Here is a 14458-nt window from a genome sequence, read left to right as displayed (position 1 = left end):
AGGCGGCCATGGCCGCCTTGTCTTCAATCCACCTTCGCCCCGGATACCTTCACGATCTGCGCGTATTTCTTCAGCTCGCGCTGGATCAGCGCCGCGAACTGCTCGGGCGTGGTCGGTGCCGGCTGTGCGCCGATGCGGGCCAGGCGTGCCTTCATCTCGTCGGTCTTCAGGATTGCCACGATCTCATGGTTAAGCCGCTCGACGATCTCGCGCGGGGTGTTGGCCGGCGCGAACACGCCGAACCACGTCGAGATGTCGAAGCCTTCCAGGCCCAGCCCCTTGCCGGCTTCCGCAATGGTCGGCAGTTCCGGGAAGGCCGCGGCGCGGCTGGCGGTGGTGACCGCAAAGGCCTTCAGCTTGCCCGCCTTGATATTGGCCGAGGCCGAAGCCAGGTTGTCGAAGATCAGGTCGGTCTGGCCCGACAGCACCGACAACTGCGCCGGTGCGGCGCCGTTGTAGGGGATATGGACCATGCTGACCTTCGCCATGCTCTTGAACAGCTCGCCCGACAGGTGGCCGGCGCTGCCGTTGCCGCCCGAGGCGTAGTCCAGCTTGCCCGGATTCTTGCGCGCGTACGCGACCAGGTCGCGCACGTTGTTGATGTGCAGGTCGGCGGCCTTGCCCGGGTGCATCACCAGCACGTTGGGGACGTCGGCCACCAGCGTGATCGGCGCGAAGTCTTTCACCGGGTCGTACGGCATCTTGCTGAACAGCGTCGGGTTGATGGCGTGCGTGGCCACCGCGCCCATGACGATGGTGTAGCCGTCGGCCGGCTGCTTGGCGACGTAGTCCGCGCCCAGGTTGCCGCCGGCGCCGGGCTTGTTCTCGACCACCACCGGCTGGCCCAGGCTGTCGCGCAGCTTCTCGCCGATGGCGCGCGCGACGGTGTCGAGCGGGCCGCCGGCGGGGTAGGGCACCACGAAGCGGACCGGCTTGGTCGGGTAGGCATTGGTGGCCGCCACGGCGGCGGCGGGCAGCAGGGCCGCGGTCAGCGCGGCGGCAAGCAGTTTCTTCAGCATGTCTCGGACTTCAGGGGATTGGGATTCTTATCTGGCGCCGATGCCCCGCGCCATCATGACCGCGCACAGCGGCAGCAGGATCACCAGGTGGGCTTCGATCATCACCCAGCGGCGGGCGGCTTTCAACTCGGACGGCGGCGGCACGTAATCCGGCAGCCGGCGCGCCTGCTTGCGCCAGCGCGCAATGGCGAAGGTCGGCGGCAGCGAGCACAGCGCGATCAGCACGAACACGCCCACCTTGGCATGGAACCACGGGTTGTGCAGGTAGAAGTCGGCGCCCTTGGCACCGTAGAACAGGCGCAGCAGGCCGGTGCCCAGCACCACCATCGCCGACAGGAAATAGAACAGGTCGTACAGCGACAGGCGCCGCACCGCGGCCGGCGTGATTTCCGGGCGCAGCACCACGGCCTCGGCGGCCATCAGGGTGATCAGGACGAAGATCGCAAGGAAATGCAGGAAGGACAGTATGGCGTCGGTCAGCATGGATTCTCCTTTGCCTTTGCTTCAGTGGGACTGAATTGCTTCGGGAAGGCACCGGCGGGGGCACCAGGGCCGCCCGCCGGCAGGAGGAGAATCTTACAGCACACCCTTTGCACGCAGTGCTTCGATCTGCTCAGGGCTGTAGCCCAGCGTGTCGGCCAGCACCGTGTCGGTGTGCTCGCCCAGCAGCGGCGGGTGGCGCAGCGCCTGCGGCGGCGTGGCGCTCATCTTGATCGGGCTGCCCACCAGCTTGACCTCGCCGGCGCTGGGGTGGGGCAGGTCCACGCGCAGGCCGCGCGCCTTGACCTGGTCGTCCTCGAACACGTCGTCGAGGGTGTTGATCGGGCCGCACGGCACGCCGGCGGCCTCCAGGTCGCGGATCCACTGGGCGCGGGTGCGCGGGCGCACCATCTCGGCCAGGATCGGCACCAGCACGTCGCGGTTGGCCACGCGCTGCGGGTTGGTGGCAAAGCGCGGGTCGTCGGCCAGCTCGGGCTTGCCGCCGTCGGTGACGAACTTGCGGAACTGCCCGTCGTTGCCCACCGCCACGATGATCCAGCCATCGGCGGCCTGGAAGGTCTGGTAGGGGACGATATTGGGGTGCGCATTGCCCCAGCGGCGCGGCGCCTGGCCGCTGGCCAGGTAGTTGGTGTTCATGTTGGCCAGCATCGCCACCTGCACGTCCAGCAGTGCCATGTCGATGTACTGGCCCTCGCCGGTGCGGTCGCGGTGCGCCAGCGCCGCCAGCACGGCGATGGTGGCGTACTGGCCGGTCATCAGGTCGGAAATGGCCACGCCGGCCTTCTGCGGGCCGCCGCCGGGCAGGTCGTCGCGCTCGCCGGTCAGGCTCATGAAGCCGCCCATGCCCTGGATGATGAAGTCATAGCCCGGGCGCGCGGCGTACGGGCCGGTCTGGCCGAAGCCGGTGACCGAGCAGTAGATCAGGTCGGGCTTGACCTGCCTGAGCGACTCATAGTCCAGGCCGTACTTCCTGAGCTGGCCGACCTTGTAGTTCTCCAGCACCACGTCGCTCTGCGCCGCCAGCTCGCGCACGATCTGCTGGCCTTGCGGCGTGCTGATGTCGCACGTCACCGAGCGCTTGTTGCGGTTGGCGGCCAGGTAGTAGGCGGCCTCGGCGGTGTCGCGGCCGTCCTCGTCCTTGAGCCAGGGCGGGCCCCAGGTGCGGGTATCGTCGCCGGCGCCGGGGCGCTCGATCTTGATCACGTCGGCGCCGAAATCGGCAAGGTTCTGGGCGCACCATGGCCCGGCAAGGACGCGGGTCAGGTCGAGGACGCGGAGATGGCTTAAAGCTCCCATGGCGGTAGTCAATGCAGTGGGTAAGGCGGGGGATCGGTCGCAACGGCGAGGGGGGGCGGCGCGCCCCCTGGAAACAGGGGCCGGCACGGGTTGCCTGCAATGTACCACCAGCAAATCGCCGGTGCGGCTTCGAGTGCCTTATAAGGCGCTTGTGGCGATGGGATTTGGGCGATAGCCGGCCGGCTCCCCGGCGCCATGCCTGACGTGCCCGGCAAGCTGCCTTGCCCGTATAATCAACGGTTTGCAAATCCAATACTGATTCGTCGCGCCCGGCCACGCCAGGGCAAGCGTCCGCCATCCCATGAAAGTCTCAGACATTCGCAGCAAGTTCCTGCAGTTCTTCGAATCGAAGGGCCATACCGTGGTCCGCTCGTCCAGCCTGGTGCCGGCGAACGACCCGACGCTGCTGTTCACCAACTCCGGCATGGTGCAGTTCAAGGACGTGTTCCTGGGCACCGACAAGCGCCCGTACACCCGCGCCACCTCGGCGCAGCGCTCGGTGCGCGCCGGCGGCAAGCACAATGACCTCGAGAACGTGGGCTACACCGCGCGCCACCATACGTTCTTCGAGATGCTGGGCAACTTCTCGTTTGGCGACTACTTCAAGCGCGATGCCATCCTGTACGCGTGGGAACTGCTGACCAAGACCTACCAGCTGCCGGCCGAGAAGCTGTGGGTGACGGTCTACGCGGAAGATGACGAGGCCTACGACATCTGGGCCAAGGAAGTGGGCGTGCCGGCCGAGCGCATCGTGCGCATCGGCGACAACAAGGGCGCGCGCTATGCGTCGGACAACTTCTGGCAGATGGCCGACACCGGCCCGTGCGGCCCGTGCTCGGAGATCTTCTACGACCACGGCCCGGACGTTTGGGGCGGCCCCCCGGGATCGCCCGAGGAAGACGGCGACCGCTACATCGAGGTGTGGAACCTGGTGTTCATGCAGTTCAACCGCGACGAGCAGGGCAATATGACGCCGCTGCCCAAGCCGTGCGTGGACACCGGCATGGGCCTGGAGCGCATTGCCGCGGTGCTGCAGCACGTGCACAGCAACTATGAGATCGATCTGTTCCAGGCGCTGATCAAGGCCGCCGCGCGTGAAACCCATATCGACAACCTGAACCAGAACTCGCTGAAGGTCATCGCCGACCATATCCGCGCGTGCTCGTTTCTGATCGTCGACGGCGTGATCCCCGGCAACGAAGGCCGCGGCTACGTGCTGCGCCGGATCATCCGCCGCGCCATCCGCCACGGCTACAAGCTGGGCCAGAAGACCCCGTTCTTCCACAAGATGGTGGCCGATCTGGTCGAGCAGATGGGCCAGGCTTATCCCGAACTGGCCGAAGCCCAGTCGCGCGTGACCGAAGTGCTGAAGGCCGAGGAAGAGCGCTTCTTCGAGACCATCGAGAACGGCATGTCGATCCTTGACGCCGCGCTGGCCGACCTGAAGCTCAAGGGCGGCAAGACGCTGGACGGCGAACTGGCGTTCAAGCTGCACGACACTTTCGGCTTCCCGCTGGACCTGACGCAGGACGTGTGCCGCGAGCAGGAAATCGGCGTGGACGAGGCCGCCTTCGACGCGGCCATGAACCGCCAGCGCGAGCAGGCCCGCGCCGCGGGCAAGTTCAAGATGGCCGCCGGCCTGGAGTACACCGGCGACAAGACCGTGTTCCACGGCTACGAGAAGCTGGAACTGCCGCAGGCCAAGGTTACCGCCTTGTACGTGGACGGTGCCGCGGTCGACACCATGCAGCCGGGCCAGACTGGCGTGGTGGTGCTCGACAACACCCCGTTCTACGCCGAATCCGGCGGCCAGGCCGGCGACCAGGGCGTGCTGAAGGCAGGCAATGCCGTCTTCGCCGTGGCTGACACCACCAAGATCCAGGCCGACGTGTTCGGCCACCAGGGCACGCTGGAAGGCGGCGCGCTGAAGGTGGGCGATGCCGTGTCGGCCCAGGTCGACGCGCAGCGCCGTGCGCGCACCGTGCGCAACCACTCGGCCACCCACCTGATGCACAAGGCCCTGCGTGAAGTGCTGGGCAGCCACGTGCAGCAGAAGGGCTCGCTGGTGGATGCGGACAAGACCCGCTTCGACTTCTCGCACAACGCGGCGCTGACCGACGAGCAGATCCGCCGCGTGGAAGAGATCGTCAACGCCGAGATCCTGCGCAACGACGACACGCATGCCGAAATCATGCCGTTCGACGACGCCGTCAAGAGCGGCGCGATGGCACTGTTCGGCGAGAAGTACGCCGACGACGTGCGCGTGCTGTCGATCGGCACCTCGAAGGAACTGTGCGGCGGCACCCACGTGCACCGCACCGGCGATATCGGCCTGTTCAAGATCGTGGTGGAAGGCGGCGTTGCCGCCGGCATCCGCCGCGTGGAAGCCATTACCGGCGACAACGCGCTGCACTACCTGCAGGGCCTGGACGCCAGGCTGAACGAAGCCGCTGCCGTGCTGAAGGCCCAGCCGTCGGAGCTGGTGCCGCGCATCGGCCAGGTGCAGGACCAGGTGCGCGCGCTGGAGAAGGAGCTGGAACGCCTGAAGAGCAAGCTGGCCGCCTCGCAGGGCGACGAGCTGGCCGCGCAGGCGGTCGATATCAAGGGCCTGAAGGTGCTGGCCGCGCAACTGGACGGCGCCGACGTCAAGACCCTGCGCGAGACCATGGACAAGCTCAAGGACAAGCTGAAGAGCGCGGCCATCGTGCTGGGTGCGGTGTCCGACGGCAAGGTCAGCCTGATCGCCGGTGTCACCGCCGATGCCACGGGCAAGGTCAAGGCCGGCGAGCTGGTCAACTTTGTCGCGCAGCAGGTGGGCGGCAAGGGTGGTGGCCGTCCCGACATGGCCCAGGCTGGCGGCACCGAGCCGGCCAAGCTGCCGCAGGCGCTGGCTGGTGTCAGCGAGTGGGTGGCGGGCAAGGTGTGAGCGCCTGAGGGGGGCAACCCCCTCAGGCCCGGCAACTGCTAATGGCGCTTCGGCGCCATTTTCTATGGGCGTTCGTCGCCGGGCGGCTTGCCGGCGAGCCGGTTGAAAATGTCGATCGGCAGCGGGAAGACGATGGTGGAACTCTTGTCCCCTGCAATCTGTGTCAGCGTCTGCAGGTAGCGCAGTTGCATGGCCTGCGGCTCGCGCGCCAGCATCTGGGCCGCTTCCAGCAGCTTCACCGAAGCCTGCAGTTCGCCCTCGGCATGGATCACCTTGGCGCGCCGCTCGCGTTCGGCCTCGGCCTGCCGCGCAATCGCGCGGATCATGGTTTCGTTCAGGTCGACATGCTTGATCTCGACGTTCGACACCTTGATGCCCCAGCCGTCGGTCTGGGCGTCCAGCGCCTGCTGGATGTCGAGGTTGAGCTTCTCGCGCTCGGCCAGCATCTCGTCCAGCTCGTGCTTGCCCAGCACCGAGCGCAGCGTGGTCTGCGCCAGCTGGCTGGTGGCTTCCAGGAAGTTCGCCACCTGGATGATGGCGCGTTCCGGATCGACCACGCGGAAGTACACCACCGCATTGACCTTCACCGAGACGTTGTCGCGCGAAATCACGTCCTGCGGCGGCACGTCCATCACCACCGTGCGCAGGTCTACCCTGACCATCTGCTGCACGGCGGGGATCAGCAGCACCAGGCCCGGGCCCTTGACCCGCCAGAAGCGTCCGAGCATGAACACCACGCCGCGTTCGTATTCGCGCAGCACGCGGAACGAGGTGATCACCAGCAGTGCCAGCAGGAAGATCAAACCGCCGAAGCTGAATCCGTAGGCCATGGTCAGGCTCCCTTGTCTGGCGTCGGTTGGGGTGGAGTGGTCGGGACAAGCGGGGCGTTGCCGGCGGCGATCACCTCAAGCACCAGGCCCTTGCGCGCGGTGACGACCACCGGCGTGCCGCGCGGCAAGGAGCTGGCGCTGTGCACGCGCCAGGTCTCGCCGCGCACCGTGGCCCAGCCTTCCTCGCGCAGGTCGTCCAGCATTTCGCCGCGGGCGCCGACCAGGGTGTCGGCACCGCTGACCACCGGGCGCTTGCGCGAGCGCACCAGCATCGCCGACATGCCGAACACGAAAATCGCTGACAGCGCCGACATCGCCGCCACCATCGGCAGCGGCACGCCGAAGCCCGGCACGTCGGTGTCGATCAGCATCACCGCGCCAAAGGCGAAGGCGATGATGCCGCCCACGCCCAGCGCGCCGAAGGTCGGCAGGAACAGCTCCGCCACCATGCAGCCGATGCCCAGCGCCACCAGCGCCAGCCCGGCGTAGTTCACGGGCAGCATGTGCAGCGCGAACAGCGCCACCAGCAGGCAGATCGCGCCGGCAATGCCGGGCACCACCATGCCCGGCGTGGAGAATTCGAAGATCAGGCCGTAGATGCCGATCATCAGCAGCAGCAGCGCCACGCTGGGCTCGGTGATCACGGCCAGGAAGCGGTTGCGCCAGTCGGGTTCCAGCGTCACCACCGGCGCATTGGCGGTGTGCAGCACGCCGGCCTTGCCGCCGGCAGCGGTGATCGTGCGGCCTTCAACCTGGCGCAACAGCGCGGGCAGGTCGGGGGCGACCAGGTCGACCACGCGCTGGGCCAGCGCCTCGTCGGCCGACAGGCTGACCGACTCGCGCACCGCGCGTTCGGCCCACTCGGCATTGCGTCCGCGCAGTTGGGCCAGGCCGCGGATATAGGCCGAGGCATCGTGCATTTGCTTGCGTTCCATCGCGTCGGCCCGCGCTGGCTCGCTGGCGGGGGCGGAGGCGGGCTTGGCGCCGGGCAGGGCCTCTGGCTTCTGCGGCCCGCCGATGCCGACCTGCACCGGGGTGGCCGCGCCCAGGTTGGTGCCCGGCGCCATCGCCGCGATATGGCTGGCGTAGAGGATGTAGGTGCCGGCACTGGCCGCGCGCGCGCCGCCGGGATAGACGTAGCTGGCCACCGGTATCGGCGAGGCCAGGATGGCCTGGATGATCTCGCGCATCGACGCGTCCAGCCCGCCCGGGGTGTCCATTTCCAGCACCACCAGCTGGGCGCCGCCCTCGCGCGCGCGTTCCATGCTGCGCAGGATAAAGCTGGCGCTGGCGGGGCTGACCGCACCCTTGAGCGGAATCACGTAGACCGGCGCGGTTGTCGTGGTCGTGACGGTGGCGGCGGGCGCCGAGGCGCCGGAGGGCGGCGCCGCACGGGCACCTGGGCCGGCGAGGGCAACGGCGCCGCACGCCAGCGCCAGGCCGGCCAGCAGCCGGCCGGACATTGGCCGAAGGGCCCGCAGCAGCGCGGTGGCAGGTTTCATGAGAGGGGCGGGGCACGCAAGGTGCCGTGATGGCGCCACTTCAAGTGTAGGCCACCGGGCACATCTTGCACGCGGGCTGCCTCGGGCCCGCGCGCCGGGCGCTCAGGCCGCCGCCAGGTCAGGCCTGGCCGAGGGGCCGGGTGAGTGGGCGGTGAGGGTGTCGATCAGCGCATGCAAGGCCGCGCTGGCCATGGACGGATGCCAGGCCAGCAGCGTGCGCACGCGGCCGGCCGCGCCCAGGCTGTGCTGGCGGATGGCGGGCAGGTCGCGGTACAGCCCCAGCACCGAGCGCGGCACGATCGCCGCACCGATGCCGGCCGCGACGCAGGCGACGATGGCATGGTACGAGCTCAGTTGCAGCACGCGCGGCGTCGGCGCATCGCCGATCACATACCAGTTCTCGAGCCGGGCGCGGTAGTTGCAGCCGGGCTCGAATGCCAGCAGCGTCGGCACCTCCAGGTCGGCCGCGGTGCGCACCGGGCGATGGCGCGCGCGCGTGATCACCACCAGCTCTTCCTCGAACACCGGGACGGCGCTCAGTGCCGGGTCGGTCAGCGGCTCGGCGACAAAGGCGCATTCGACTTCGAAGCGCGCCAGCGCATCCAGCGCCTGGCGCGTGGCCAGCGTCACCAGCTCCAGCTGCACCGCGGGCCAGGCCTGGTGGTACGCGGCCAGCACATTGGGCAGGCGGCTGGCGGCGGTGCTCTCCATCGAGGCAATGCGCAGCCGGCCGTGCGGCCGCGCCGGCAGCACCGCCTGGCGTGCCTCTTCGGTCATGCTGAGGATGCGGCAGGCATAGTCGAACAGGGTCTGACCGGAAGGCGTCAGCACCATGCGCCGGCCGTCGCGCACGAACAGGTCGACCCCGAGCGACTGCTCCAGCTGGCGGATGCGCGTGGTGACATTGGACTGAACACGGTGCAGCCGCTCGGCCGCACGGGTGATGCCGCCGGCTTCGACGACGGCGCGGAAGATCTCGAGGGCGGCAAGATCCATGCGGAACTCCTGAGGCTATCCATCTCTTATCAAGATGCATGGCATCTTGATAATTCATTTTTGGGGATGCTGAAGCCAGCGTAGCATACAGGCATCGCAATGCAACCGCTGCTCCGCCAGCCCCAGCCATGCCGAACCCCCACAGCCTCGACCCTGAACACCCCGCCGCTGCGCGCGTGGCCACCCGGGCGTCGGCACGGCGCGAAGCCGGCGCGGTGGCGGTGGCCATGGCCGGCCTGGTGTCGCTGGCGGTGGTGATGGGCATCGGCCGCTTTGCCTTTACGCCGCTGCTGCCGATGATGCTGCATGACGGCACCGTCACGCTGGATCAGGGCGGCTGGCTGGCCACGGTCAACTACATCGGCTACTTCGCCGGCGCCGCAGTGTGCATGTTCATCCGGCCCGACGCGGTGCGCATGGTGCGCTGGGGCCTGGCCGCAACCGTGCTGCTGACGCTGGGCATGGCCCTGCCGGGCGGCATGCCGGCATGGTCGCTGTGGCGCGCCGCCGCGGGCGTGGCCAGCGCGGTGGTGATGGTCTACACCGCGGGCTGGTGCCTGCAGCGGCTGGCGGAACTGGGCAAGCCGGAACTCGCCGGGCTGATCTTCTGCGGGCCGGGGCTGGGCATCGTGGTCACCGGGCTGGGTGCATCCGGCATGGTCGGCGCGGGCTGGCATGCGGACTATGGCTGGCTCGCGTTCACGGCGCTGGCGGTGGCGCTGGCGGCGGCGGTCTGGCGGATCTTCGTCGCGCAGCCGGCCGTGCCGATGACGGCGACGGCGGCGGCATCCCCGGCGGCAGCCGACACCGGCGCCGCGCGGCTCGATGCCCAGACCTGGGCGCTGACCTTTGCCTACGGCCTGGCCGGCTTCGGCTACATCATCACCGCGACCTTCCTGCCGGTGATTGCGCGCGAGGCGCTGCCCGGCACGGTCTGGGCCGACCTGTTCTGGCCGATCTTCGGCGCGGGCGTGACGGTGGGCGCGTTCCTGGTCACGCGGGTCGGCATGGCGCACGACAACCGCAAGCTGCTGACGCTGCTGTACGGCATGCAGGCGCTGGGCGTGGCGATCGCGGTGGTGTTCCCGACCGTGGCCGGCTTTGCCCTCAGCAGCCTGCTGGCGGGGCTGCCGTTCACCGCGCTGGTGGCGTTTGCGATGCGCGAGGCGCGGCGCCTGTGGGGACCGCAAGCGGCGCGGCTGATGGGCCTGATGACGGCATCCTACGGCCTGGGCCAGATCGCCGGGCCGCCGCTGGCGACCGCGCTGGTCGCGCGCACCGGCGGCTTTGCCGGCTCGCTGGCGTGCGCGGCGGCGGCGCTGCTGCTCGGCGCGCTGGTGTTCGCCTGGATGTGCCGCGCCTGGCCGCTCGCGGCTGCCCGGAGCTGATCGGCAAGGTGCGCTAAAGTATTGCCTTTGCCGCCTGGCGCGCCACGCGAGCGGCTGCCGCGCCTGGCGTGCAGCCCGTGGCGCGGCACAGAAGGCCGGGGCTGTACCCGGCACGCGAGACCGGGCGGCGCAGGAGCGACCCCATGTCTTTTGCCTTGCAGCCCGCGCGCGCCGCGGGTGCCCCCATCCAGCCCGTTTCCGCCGAAGAACAGCGCGTGCGCGTCGACCTGGCCGCCGCCTACCGCCTGGCCGCGCGCGAGGGCTGGGACGACCTGATCTACACCCATATCTCCGCCACGGTGCCGGGCGAGCCCGATCACTTCCTGATCAACCCCTTCGGCTTTGCCTTCGACGAGATCCGCGCCAGCGACCTGGTCAAGATCAACGGCCGCGGCGAGGTCGTCGGCGCGACCGTGCATCCGGTCAATGTGACCGGCTTTGCGCTGCACGCCGCGGTGCATGCGGCGCGCGCCGACGCGATGTGCGTGATGCACCTGCATAACACCGCCGGCATTGCCGTATCGGCGCAGGCCGAGGGGCTGCTGCCGCTGTCGCAGCATGCGATGCGCTTCCACGGCCGCATGGCCTACCACGACTACGAAGGCCTGGCCTTCACCCCGGCCGAGGGCGCGCGGCTGACCGCATCGCTGGGTGCGCATCCGGCCATGCTGTTGCGCAACCACGGCACGCTGACGGTGGGCCGCACCGTGGCCGAGGCCTATGTGCTGATGGCGACGCTGATCAAGGCCTGCGAGATCCAGATTGCCGCGCAGGCGGGCGGTGCGCTGGTGCAGCCCGGCGCGGCCGTGGCGGACAAGACCTCGGAGCAGCTCTACGACAATGGCGCCGTCGAAGGCGTGATGGAGTGGCCCGCGCTGCTGCGCAAACTGGATAGAATCGATCCTTCATACCGGGACTGAGCGGGATCGATTTCCCGCCGCGACTCAACCACATACATCAAAGGAGCATTGCATGCCGACTTTCCACGTCGAAATGTTTGAAGGCCGTACCATCGAGCAGAAGCGCAAGTTTGTCGAAGAAGTGACCCGCGTCAGCTGCGAGACCCTGGGCTGCTCGGCCTCGGCCGTCGACATCATCATCACCGACATCAAGCGCGAGAACTGGGCCACCGGCGGCGAGCTGTGGGCCGACAAGAAGTAAGGCTCCATTCAGCCCCACACTGACCACCATGCAGCACTTCGCCTCTGACAACTACGCCGGCTTCTGCCCGGAATCGCTCAAGTATTTCCTGGAAGCCAACGCCAGCGGCCATGAGCAGGCCTACGGCGACGATACCTGGACGCAGAAGGTCTGCGACCGTATCCGCGACCTGTTCCAGACCGACTGCGAAGTGTTCTTCGTGTTCAACGGCACGGCGGCCAACTCGCTGGCGCTGTCGGCGCTGTGCCAGTCATACCACTCGGTGATCTGCCACGAGCTGGCGCATATCGAGACCGACGAATGCGGCGGCCCGGAGTTCTTCTCCAACGGCTCCAAGCTGCTGACCGCGCCCGGCGCCGACGGCAAGCTCACGCCCGACGCGGTCGAGGCGCTGGTGACGCGCCGCTCCGATATCCATTACCCCAAGCCCAAGGTGGTGTCGCTGACGCAGTCGACCGAAGTCGGCACCGTCTACAGCGTGGAAGAGGTGCGCGCGATCGCTGCCATCGCCAAGCGCCGCCAGCTGCGCGTGCACATGGACGGCGAGCGCTTTGCCAACGCGGTGGCGTCGCTGGGCGTGCATCCGTCCGAGATCACCTGGCGCGCCGGCGTCGACGTGCTGTGCTTCGGCGGCACCAAGAACGGCCTGCCGGTGGGCGAGGCGGTGGTGTTCTTCGACCGCCGCCTGGCCGAGGACTTTGCCTACCGCGTCAAGCAGGCCGGGCAGCTGGCGTCCAAGATGCGCTTTATCTCCGCGCCGTGGCTGGGTTTGCTCGAGAACGACGTATGGCTCGCCAACGCGCGCCATGCCAATGCGATGGCGCAACTGCTGCAGCAGCGCATCAGCGATATTCCGGGCGTTCGCATCATGTTCCCGACGCAGTCCAACGCCGTGTTCGCCGAGCTGCCGCTGCCCGCGATCGAGGCGCTGCGCGCCAGGGGCTGGCGCTTCTATACCTTTATCGGCGCCGGCGGCTGCCGTTTCATGTGTTCATGGGACCTGCAGCCGCAGACGGTCGAGGCGCTGGCCGCCGACATGCGGGCGGCTTGCGGCGCCTGACCGGCACCCATACCTATAACGACGAGACCCTTCAGGAGCCCCCAAATGCAATACCGATTCTGCCCGCAGTGCGGCGCGCCGCTTGAGGTGCTGCCGCTGTCCGGGCGCGAACGCCACGCCTGCGTGCAGCAGGAATGCGGCTTCGTGCACTGGAACAACCCGCTGCCGGTGCTGGCGGCGGTGGTGGAGTACCAGGACAAGCTGCTGCTGGCGCGCAATGCCGCCTGGCCGGAGACCATGTTCGCGCTGGTGACGGGCTTCCTGGAGCGCGACGAGCCGCCCGAGCTGGGCGTGGCGCGCGAACTGAAGGAAGAGACCAACCTCGATACCGAGTCGGTGTCGCTGATCGGCGTCTACGAGTTCATGCGCAAGAACGAGCTGATCATCGCCTACCACGTCAAGGCGACCGGCACCGTGGCGCTGTCCGAGGAGCTGGCCGACTACAAGCTGGTGGCGCCGGAGGATGTGCGTGTCTGGTCGGCCGGCACCGGCTTCGCGGTGGCCGACTGGCTGGCCGCGCGCGGCTATCCGGTGCGCTTCTTCGACCGCCAGACCGGCGCCGACATTCCGGACCCGCGCCGCCCGCACGACTTCAGCCTGGTCGGGGGTTCGCTACAATACCGTTGGTGAGGCTGGCCTCCGGCCAGCCGCCCAGCCCCCAGAATCGAAGGAAGAGACGAATGGAGTTCCAGAAAGAAGTGGATGCGCGCGGCCTGAACTGCCCGCTGCCGATCCTGCGCACCAAGAAGGCCCTGGCCGACATGGCCAGCGGCGATGTGCTCAAGGTGCTGGCCACCGATCCCGGCGCCACGCGCGATTTCCAGGCCTTTGCCAAGCAGACCGGCAATGAGCTGCTGTCGCACTCGGAAGTGGACAAGGTGTTTGTGTTCTACATGCGCCGCCGCTGAAGCGCTCCCGCTCCCAAAGAAAAAAGCCGCGTAATTCTGATTACGCGGCTTTTTTCTTTGGGGATTCTGCATCGATGAATATCGCCACGATTTTCCAGGCGCGCGGCAATGCGAGATTGGCGCAAATCGCAAGTTGTGCATTATTCCTGGCGGGACCTCTCGCGAGGATTATCCCATTGCGTTTTCTGCCGGTTTGGGGCTGCATTATCGTCCCCATAATGCCGGCGCCGCGGCACGTGTGTTTACCCGGATTGGGCTGTCTTTTATGTATGCGCTAAATTACTACTGCGCCCTTGCCTGGTGCCGTGATGGTCACTGTGGGGGCGGAAGCTGATCAAGTGATTCAGGAGAGGCGATGCCAAGGGACGTCCGTATCCGAGCCGCTGGAATTGCCGATATTCAAGCTATTTCGGAAGTGCTGCAGCAATGTGGGTTGCCAGTTGAAAATGTGAAGCCGGCCGCATGTCTGTGCCATGTCGCTGAATTCGGGGAAATCGTAGCTGGTTGTGCCTGCGGGGAAATATTCGACCAGACCTTTGTCGTCAGGACCGTTGGCGTGCTTCCCGATTTTCGGGACCGAAGAATTGCCACCCATCTGGTTGCCGCCCTGTTGATGCGCGCCCGCGCTAATGGTTGCACCAAGGCCGTCCTGCTGACGACGGAGCATCCGGCCTTTTTTGCGCGCTATGGCTTCTCGCTGACATCCGTGGACGAGTTGCCGACCGAGCTGGAATTGTCCAGGGAATTTCAACGCCGCTTCGGCGCCTGGACGCACTGCATGTGCCGCCGCCTGGACTGAGGCGGGGCAAGACGGAGCGCGATCACCTGAGGCCCGCCGGCACGCAGCCGGCGACGCGGCGGCCCATCGGGC

General features: G+C 67.8%; 14 protein-coding genes. 8 read left to right on the top strand and 6 right to left on the bottom strand.

Annotated elements, in window-relative coordinates; genetic code table 11:
• Positions 1 to 23: 23 nt before the first annotated feature.
• From AC3WVS_RS11560 to AC3WVS_RS11550, 3 genes are all read right to left on the bottom strand, one after another.
• Positions 24 to 1019: a Bug family tripartite tricarboxylate transporter substrate binding protein gene (locus tag AC3WVS_RS11560; protein WP_010813681.1), complete on the bottom strand. Its 996-nt coding sequence runs from the start codon at positions 1017 to 1019 to the stop codon at positions 24 to 26.
• A gap of 27 nt (positions 1020 to 1046) precedes the next feature.
• Entirely contained in the window at positions 1047 to 1502 is a 456-nt protein-coding gene (locus AC3WVS_RS11555) for a DUF2214 family protein (RefSeq protein WP_011615824.1), read from the bottom strand.
• Between the two features lie 93 nt (positions 1503 to 1595).
• A complete protein-coding gene (locus AC3WVS_RS11550) occupies positions 1596 to 2816 on the bottom strand; it encodes a CaiB/BaiF CoA transferase family protein (RefSeq protein ID WP_492318744.1) in 1221 nt (406 codons plus the stop codon).
• Between the two features lie 301 nt (positions 2817 to 3117).
• On the opposite strand from AC3WVS_RS11550, the gene alaS reads away from it, so the two are divergent.
• Positions 3118 to 5742, top strand: coding sequence for an alanine--tRNA ligase (gene alaS, locus AC3WVS_RS11545; protein ID WP_492318743.1), 2625 nt, complete (start codon positions 3118 to 3120; stop codon positions 5740 to 5742).
• A gap of 62 nt (positions 5743 to 5804) precedes the next feature.
• Here alaS and AC3WVS_RS11540 read toward each other — a convergent pair whose 3' ends face one another.
• From AC3WVS_RS11540 to AC3WVS_RS11530, 3 genes are all read right to left on the bottom strand, one after another.
• Positions 5805 to 6572 (bottom strand): slipin family protein, encoded by a 768-nt coding sequence (locus AC3WVS_RS11540; RefSeq protein WP_492318742.1) that lies wholly within the window; start codon positions 6570 to 6572, stop codon positions 5805 to 5807.
• 2 nt (positions 6573 to 6574) lie between these two features.
• A complete protein-coding gene (locus AC3WVS_RS11535; RefSeq protein WP_492318741.1) occupies positions 6575 to 8074 on the bottom strand; it encodes an NfeD family protein in 1500 nt (499 codons plus the stop codon).
• Positions 8075 to 8176: 102 nt separating this feature from the next.
• Positions 8177 to 9070 carry a LysR family transcriptional regulator gene (locus AC3WVS_RS11530; RefSeq protein WP_010813675.1) on the bottom strand — a complete coding sequence of 298 codons (894 nt, stop codon included), beginning with the start codon at positions 9068 to 9070 and terminating at the stop codon, positions 8177 to 8179.
• Between the two features lie 128 nt (positions 9071 to 9198).
• On the opposite strand from AC3WVS_RS11530, the gene AC3WVS_RS11525 reads away from it, so the two are divergent.
• From AC3WVS_RS11525 to AC3WVS_RS11495, 7 genes are all read left to right on the top strand, one after another.
• A complete protein-coding gene (locus tag AC3WVS_RS11525; protein WP_492318740.1) occupies positions 9199 to 10458 on the top strand; it encodes a YbfB/YjiJ family MFS transporter in 1260 nt (419 codons plus the stop codon).
• A 143-nt stretch (positions 10459 to 10601) separates the two neighbouring features.
• Positions 10602 to 11378, top strand: a complete 777-nt coding sequence (locus AC3WVS_RS11520; RefSeq protein ID WP_492318739.1) for a class II aldolase/adducin family protein — start codon at positions 10602 to 10604, stop codon at positions 11376 to 11378.
• 52 nt (positions 11379 to 11430) lie between these two features.
• A complete protein-coding gene (locus tag AC3WVS_RS11515; RefSeq protein ID WP_010813672.1) occupies positions 11431 to 11619 on the top strand; it encodes a 4-oxalocrotonate tautomerase in 189 nt (62 codons plus the stop codon).
• A 28-nt stretch (positions 11620 to 11647) separates the two neighbouring features.
• Positions 11648 to 12679 carry a threonine aldolase family protein gene (locus AC3WVS_RS11510; RefSeq protein ID WP_492318738.1) on the top strand — a complete coding sequence of 344 codons (1032 nt, stop codon included), beginning with the start codon at positions 11648 to 11650 and terminating at the stop codon, positions 12677 to 12679.
• A gap of 45 nt (positions 12680 to 12724) precedes the next feature.
• Complete coding sequence (locus AC3WVS_RS11505; RefSeq protein ID WP_010813670.1) at positions 12725 to 13309, top strand: NUDIX domain-containing protein; 585 nt, start codon at positions 12725 to 12727, stop codon at positions 13307 to 13309.
• Between the two features lie 50 nt (positions 13310 to 13359).
• Complete coding sequence (locus AC3WVS_RS11500; RefSeq protein WP_010813669.1) at positions 13360 to 13587, top strand: sulfurtransferase TusA family protein; 228 nt, start codon at positions 13360 to 13362, stop codon at positions 13585 to 13587.
• Positions 13588 to 13942: 355 nt separating this feature from the next.
• Positions 13943 to 14386 carry a GNAT family N-acetyltransferase gene (locus tag AC3WVS_RS11495; protein WP_492318737.1) on the top strand — a complete coding sequence of 148 codons (444 nt, stop codon included), beginning with the start codon at positions 13943 to 13945 and terminating at the stop codon, positions 14384 to 14386.
• Positions 14387 to 14458: the final 72 nt, after the last annotated feature.

This window comes from Cupriavidus sp. CPT47-8839-RL05A (assembly GCF_058792255.1).
The sequence above is the reverse complement of the archived record's forward strand: the minus strand, read 5'-3'. Positions and strand labels throughout refer to the sequence as shown.

What these genes read in the sequence shown, in the direction of transcription:
- AC3WVS_RS11520 (WP_492318739.1), top strand. Translation starts at nt 10,602, where the DNA reads ATGTCTTTTGCCTTGCAGCCCGCGCGCGCCGCGGGTGCCCCCATCCAG.
- AC3WVS_RS11515 (WP_010813672.1), top strand. Translation starts at nt 11,431, where the DNA reads ATGCCGACTTTCCACGTCGAAATGTTTGAAGGCCGTACCATCGAGCAG.
- AC3WVS_RS11555 (WP_011615824.1), bottom strand. Translation starts at nt 1,502, where the DNA reads ATGCTGACCGACGCCATACTGTCCTTCCTGCATTTCCTTGCGATCTTC.
- AC3WVS_RS11505 (WP_010813670.1), top strand. Translation starts at nt 12,725, where the DNA reads ATGCAATACCGATTCTGCCCGCAGTGCGGCGCGCCGCTTGAGGTGCTG.
- AC3WVS_RS11540 (WP_492318742.1), bottom strand. Translation starts at nt 6,572, where the DNA reads ATGGCCTACGGATTCAGCTTCGGCGGTTTGATCTTCCTGCTGGCACTG.
- AC3WVS_RS11550 (WP_492318744.1), bottom strand. Translation starts at nt 2,816, where the DNA reads ATGGGAGCTTTAAGCCATCTCCGCGTCCTCGACCTGACCCGCGTCCTT.
- AC3WVS_RS11560 (WP_010813681.1), bottom strand. Translation starts at nt 1,019, where the DNA reads ATGCTGAAGAAACTGCTTGCCGCCGCGCTGACCGCGGCCCTGCTGCCC.
- AC3WVS_RS11500 (WP_010813669.1), top strand. Translation starts at nt 13,360, where the DNA reads ATGGAGTTCCAGAAAGAAGTGGATGCGCGCGGCCTGAACTGCCCGCTG.
- AC3WVS_RS11525 (WP_492318740.1), top strand. Translation starts at nt 9,199, where the DNA reads ATGCCGAACCCCCACAGCCTCGACCCTGAACACCCCGCCGCTGCGCGC.
- alaS (WP_492318743.1), top strand. Translation starts at nt 3,118, where the DNA reads ATGAAAGTCTCAGACATTCGCAGCAAGTTCCTGCAGTTCTTCGAATCG.
- AC3WVS_RS11535 (WP_492318741.1), bottom strand. Translation starts at nt 8,074, where the DNA reads ATGAAACCTGCCACCGCGCTGCTGCGGGCCCTTCGGCCAATGTCCGGC.
- AC3WVS_RS11510 (WP_492318738.1), top strand. Translation starts at nt 11,648, where the DNA reads ATGCAGCACTTCGCCTCTGACAACTACGCCGGCTTCTGCCCGGAATCG.
- AC3WVS_RS11495 (WP_492318737.1), top strand. Translation starts at nt 13,943, where the DNA reads ATGCCAAGGGACGTCCGTATCCGAGCCGCTGGAATTGCCGATATTCAA.
- AC3WVS_RS11530 (WP_010813675.1), bottom strand. Translation starts at nt 9,070, where the DNA reads ATGGATCTTGCCGCCCTCGAGATCTTCCGCGCCGTCGTCGAAGCCGGC.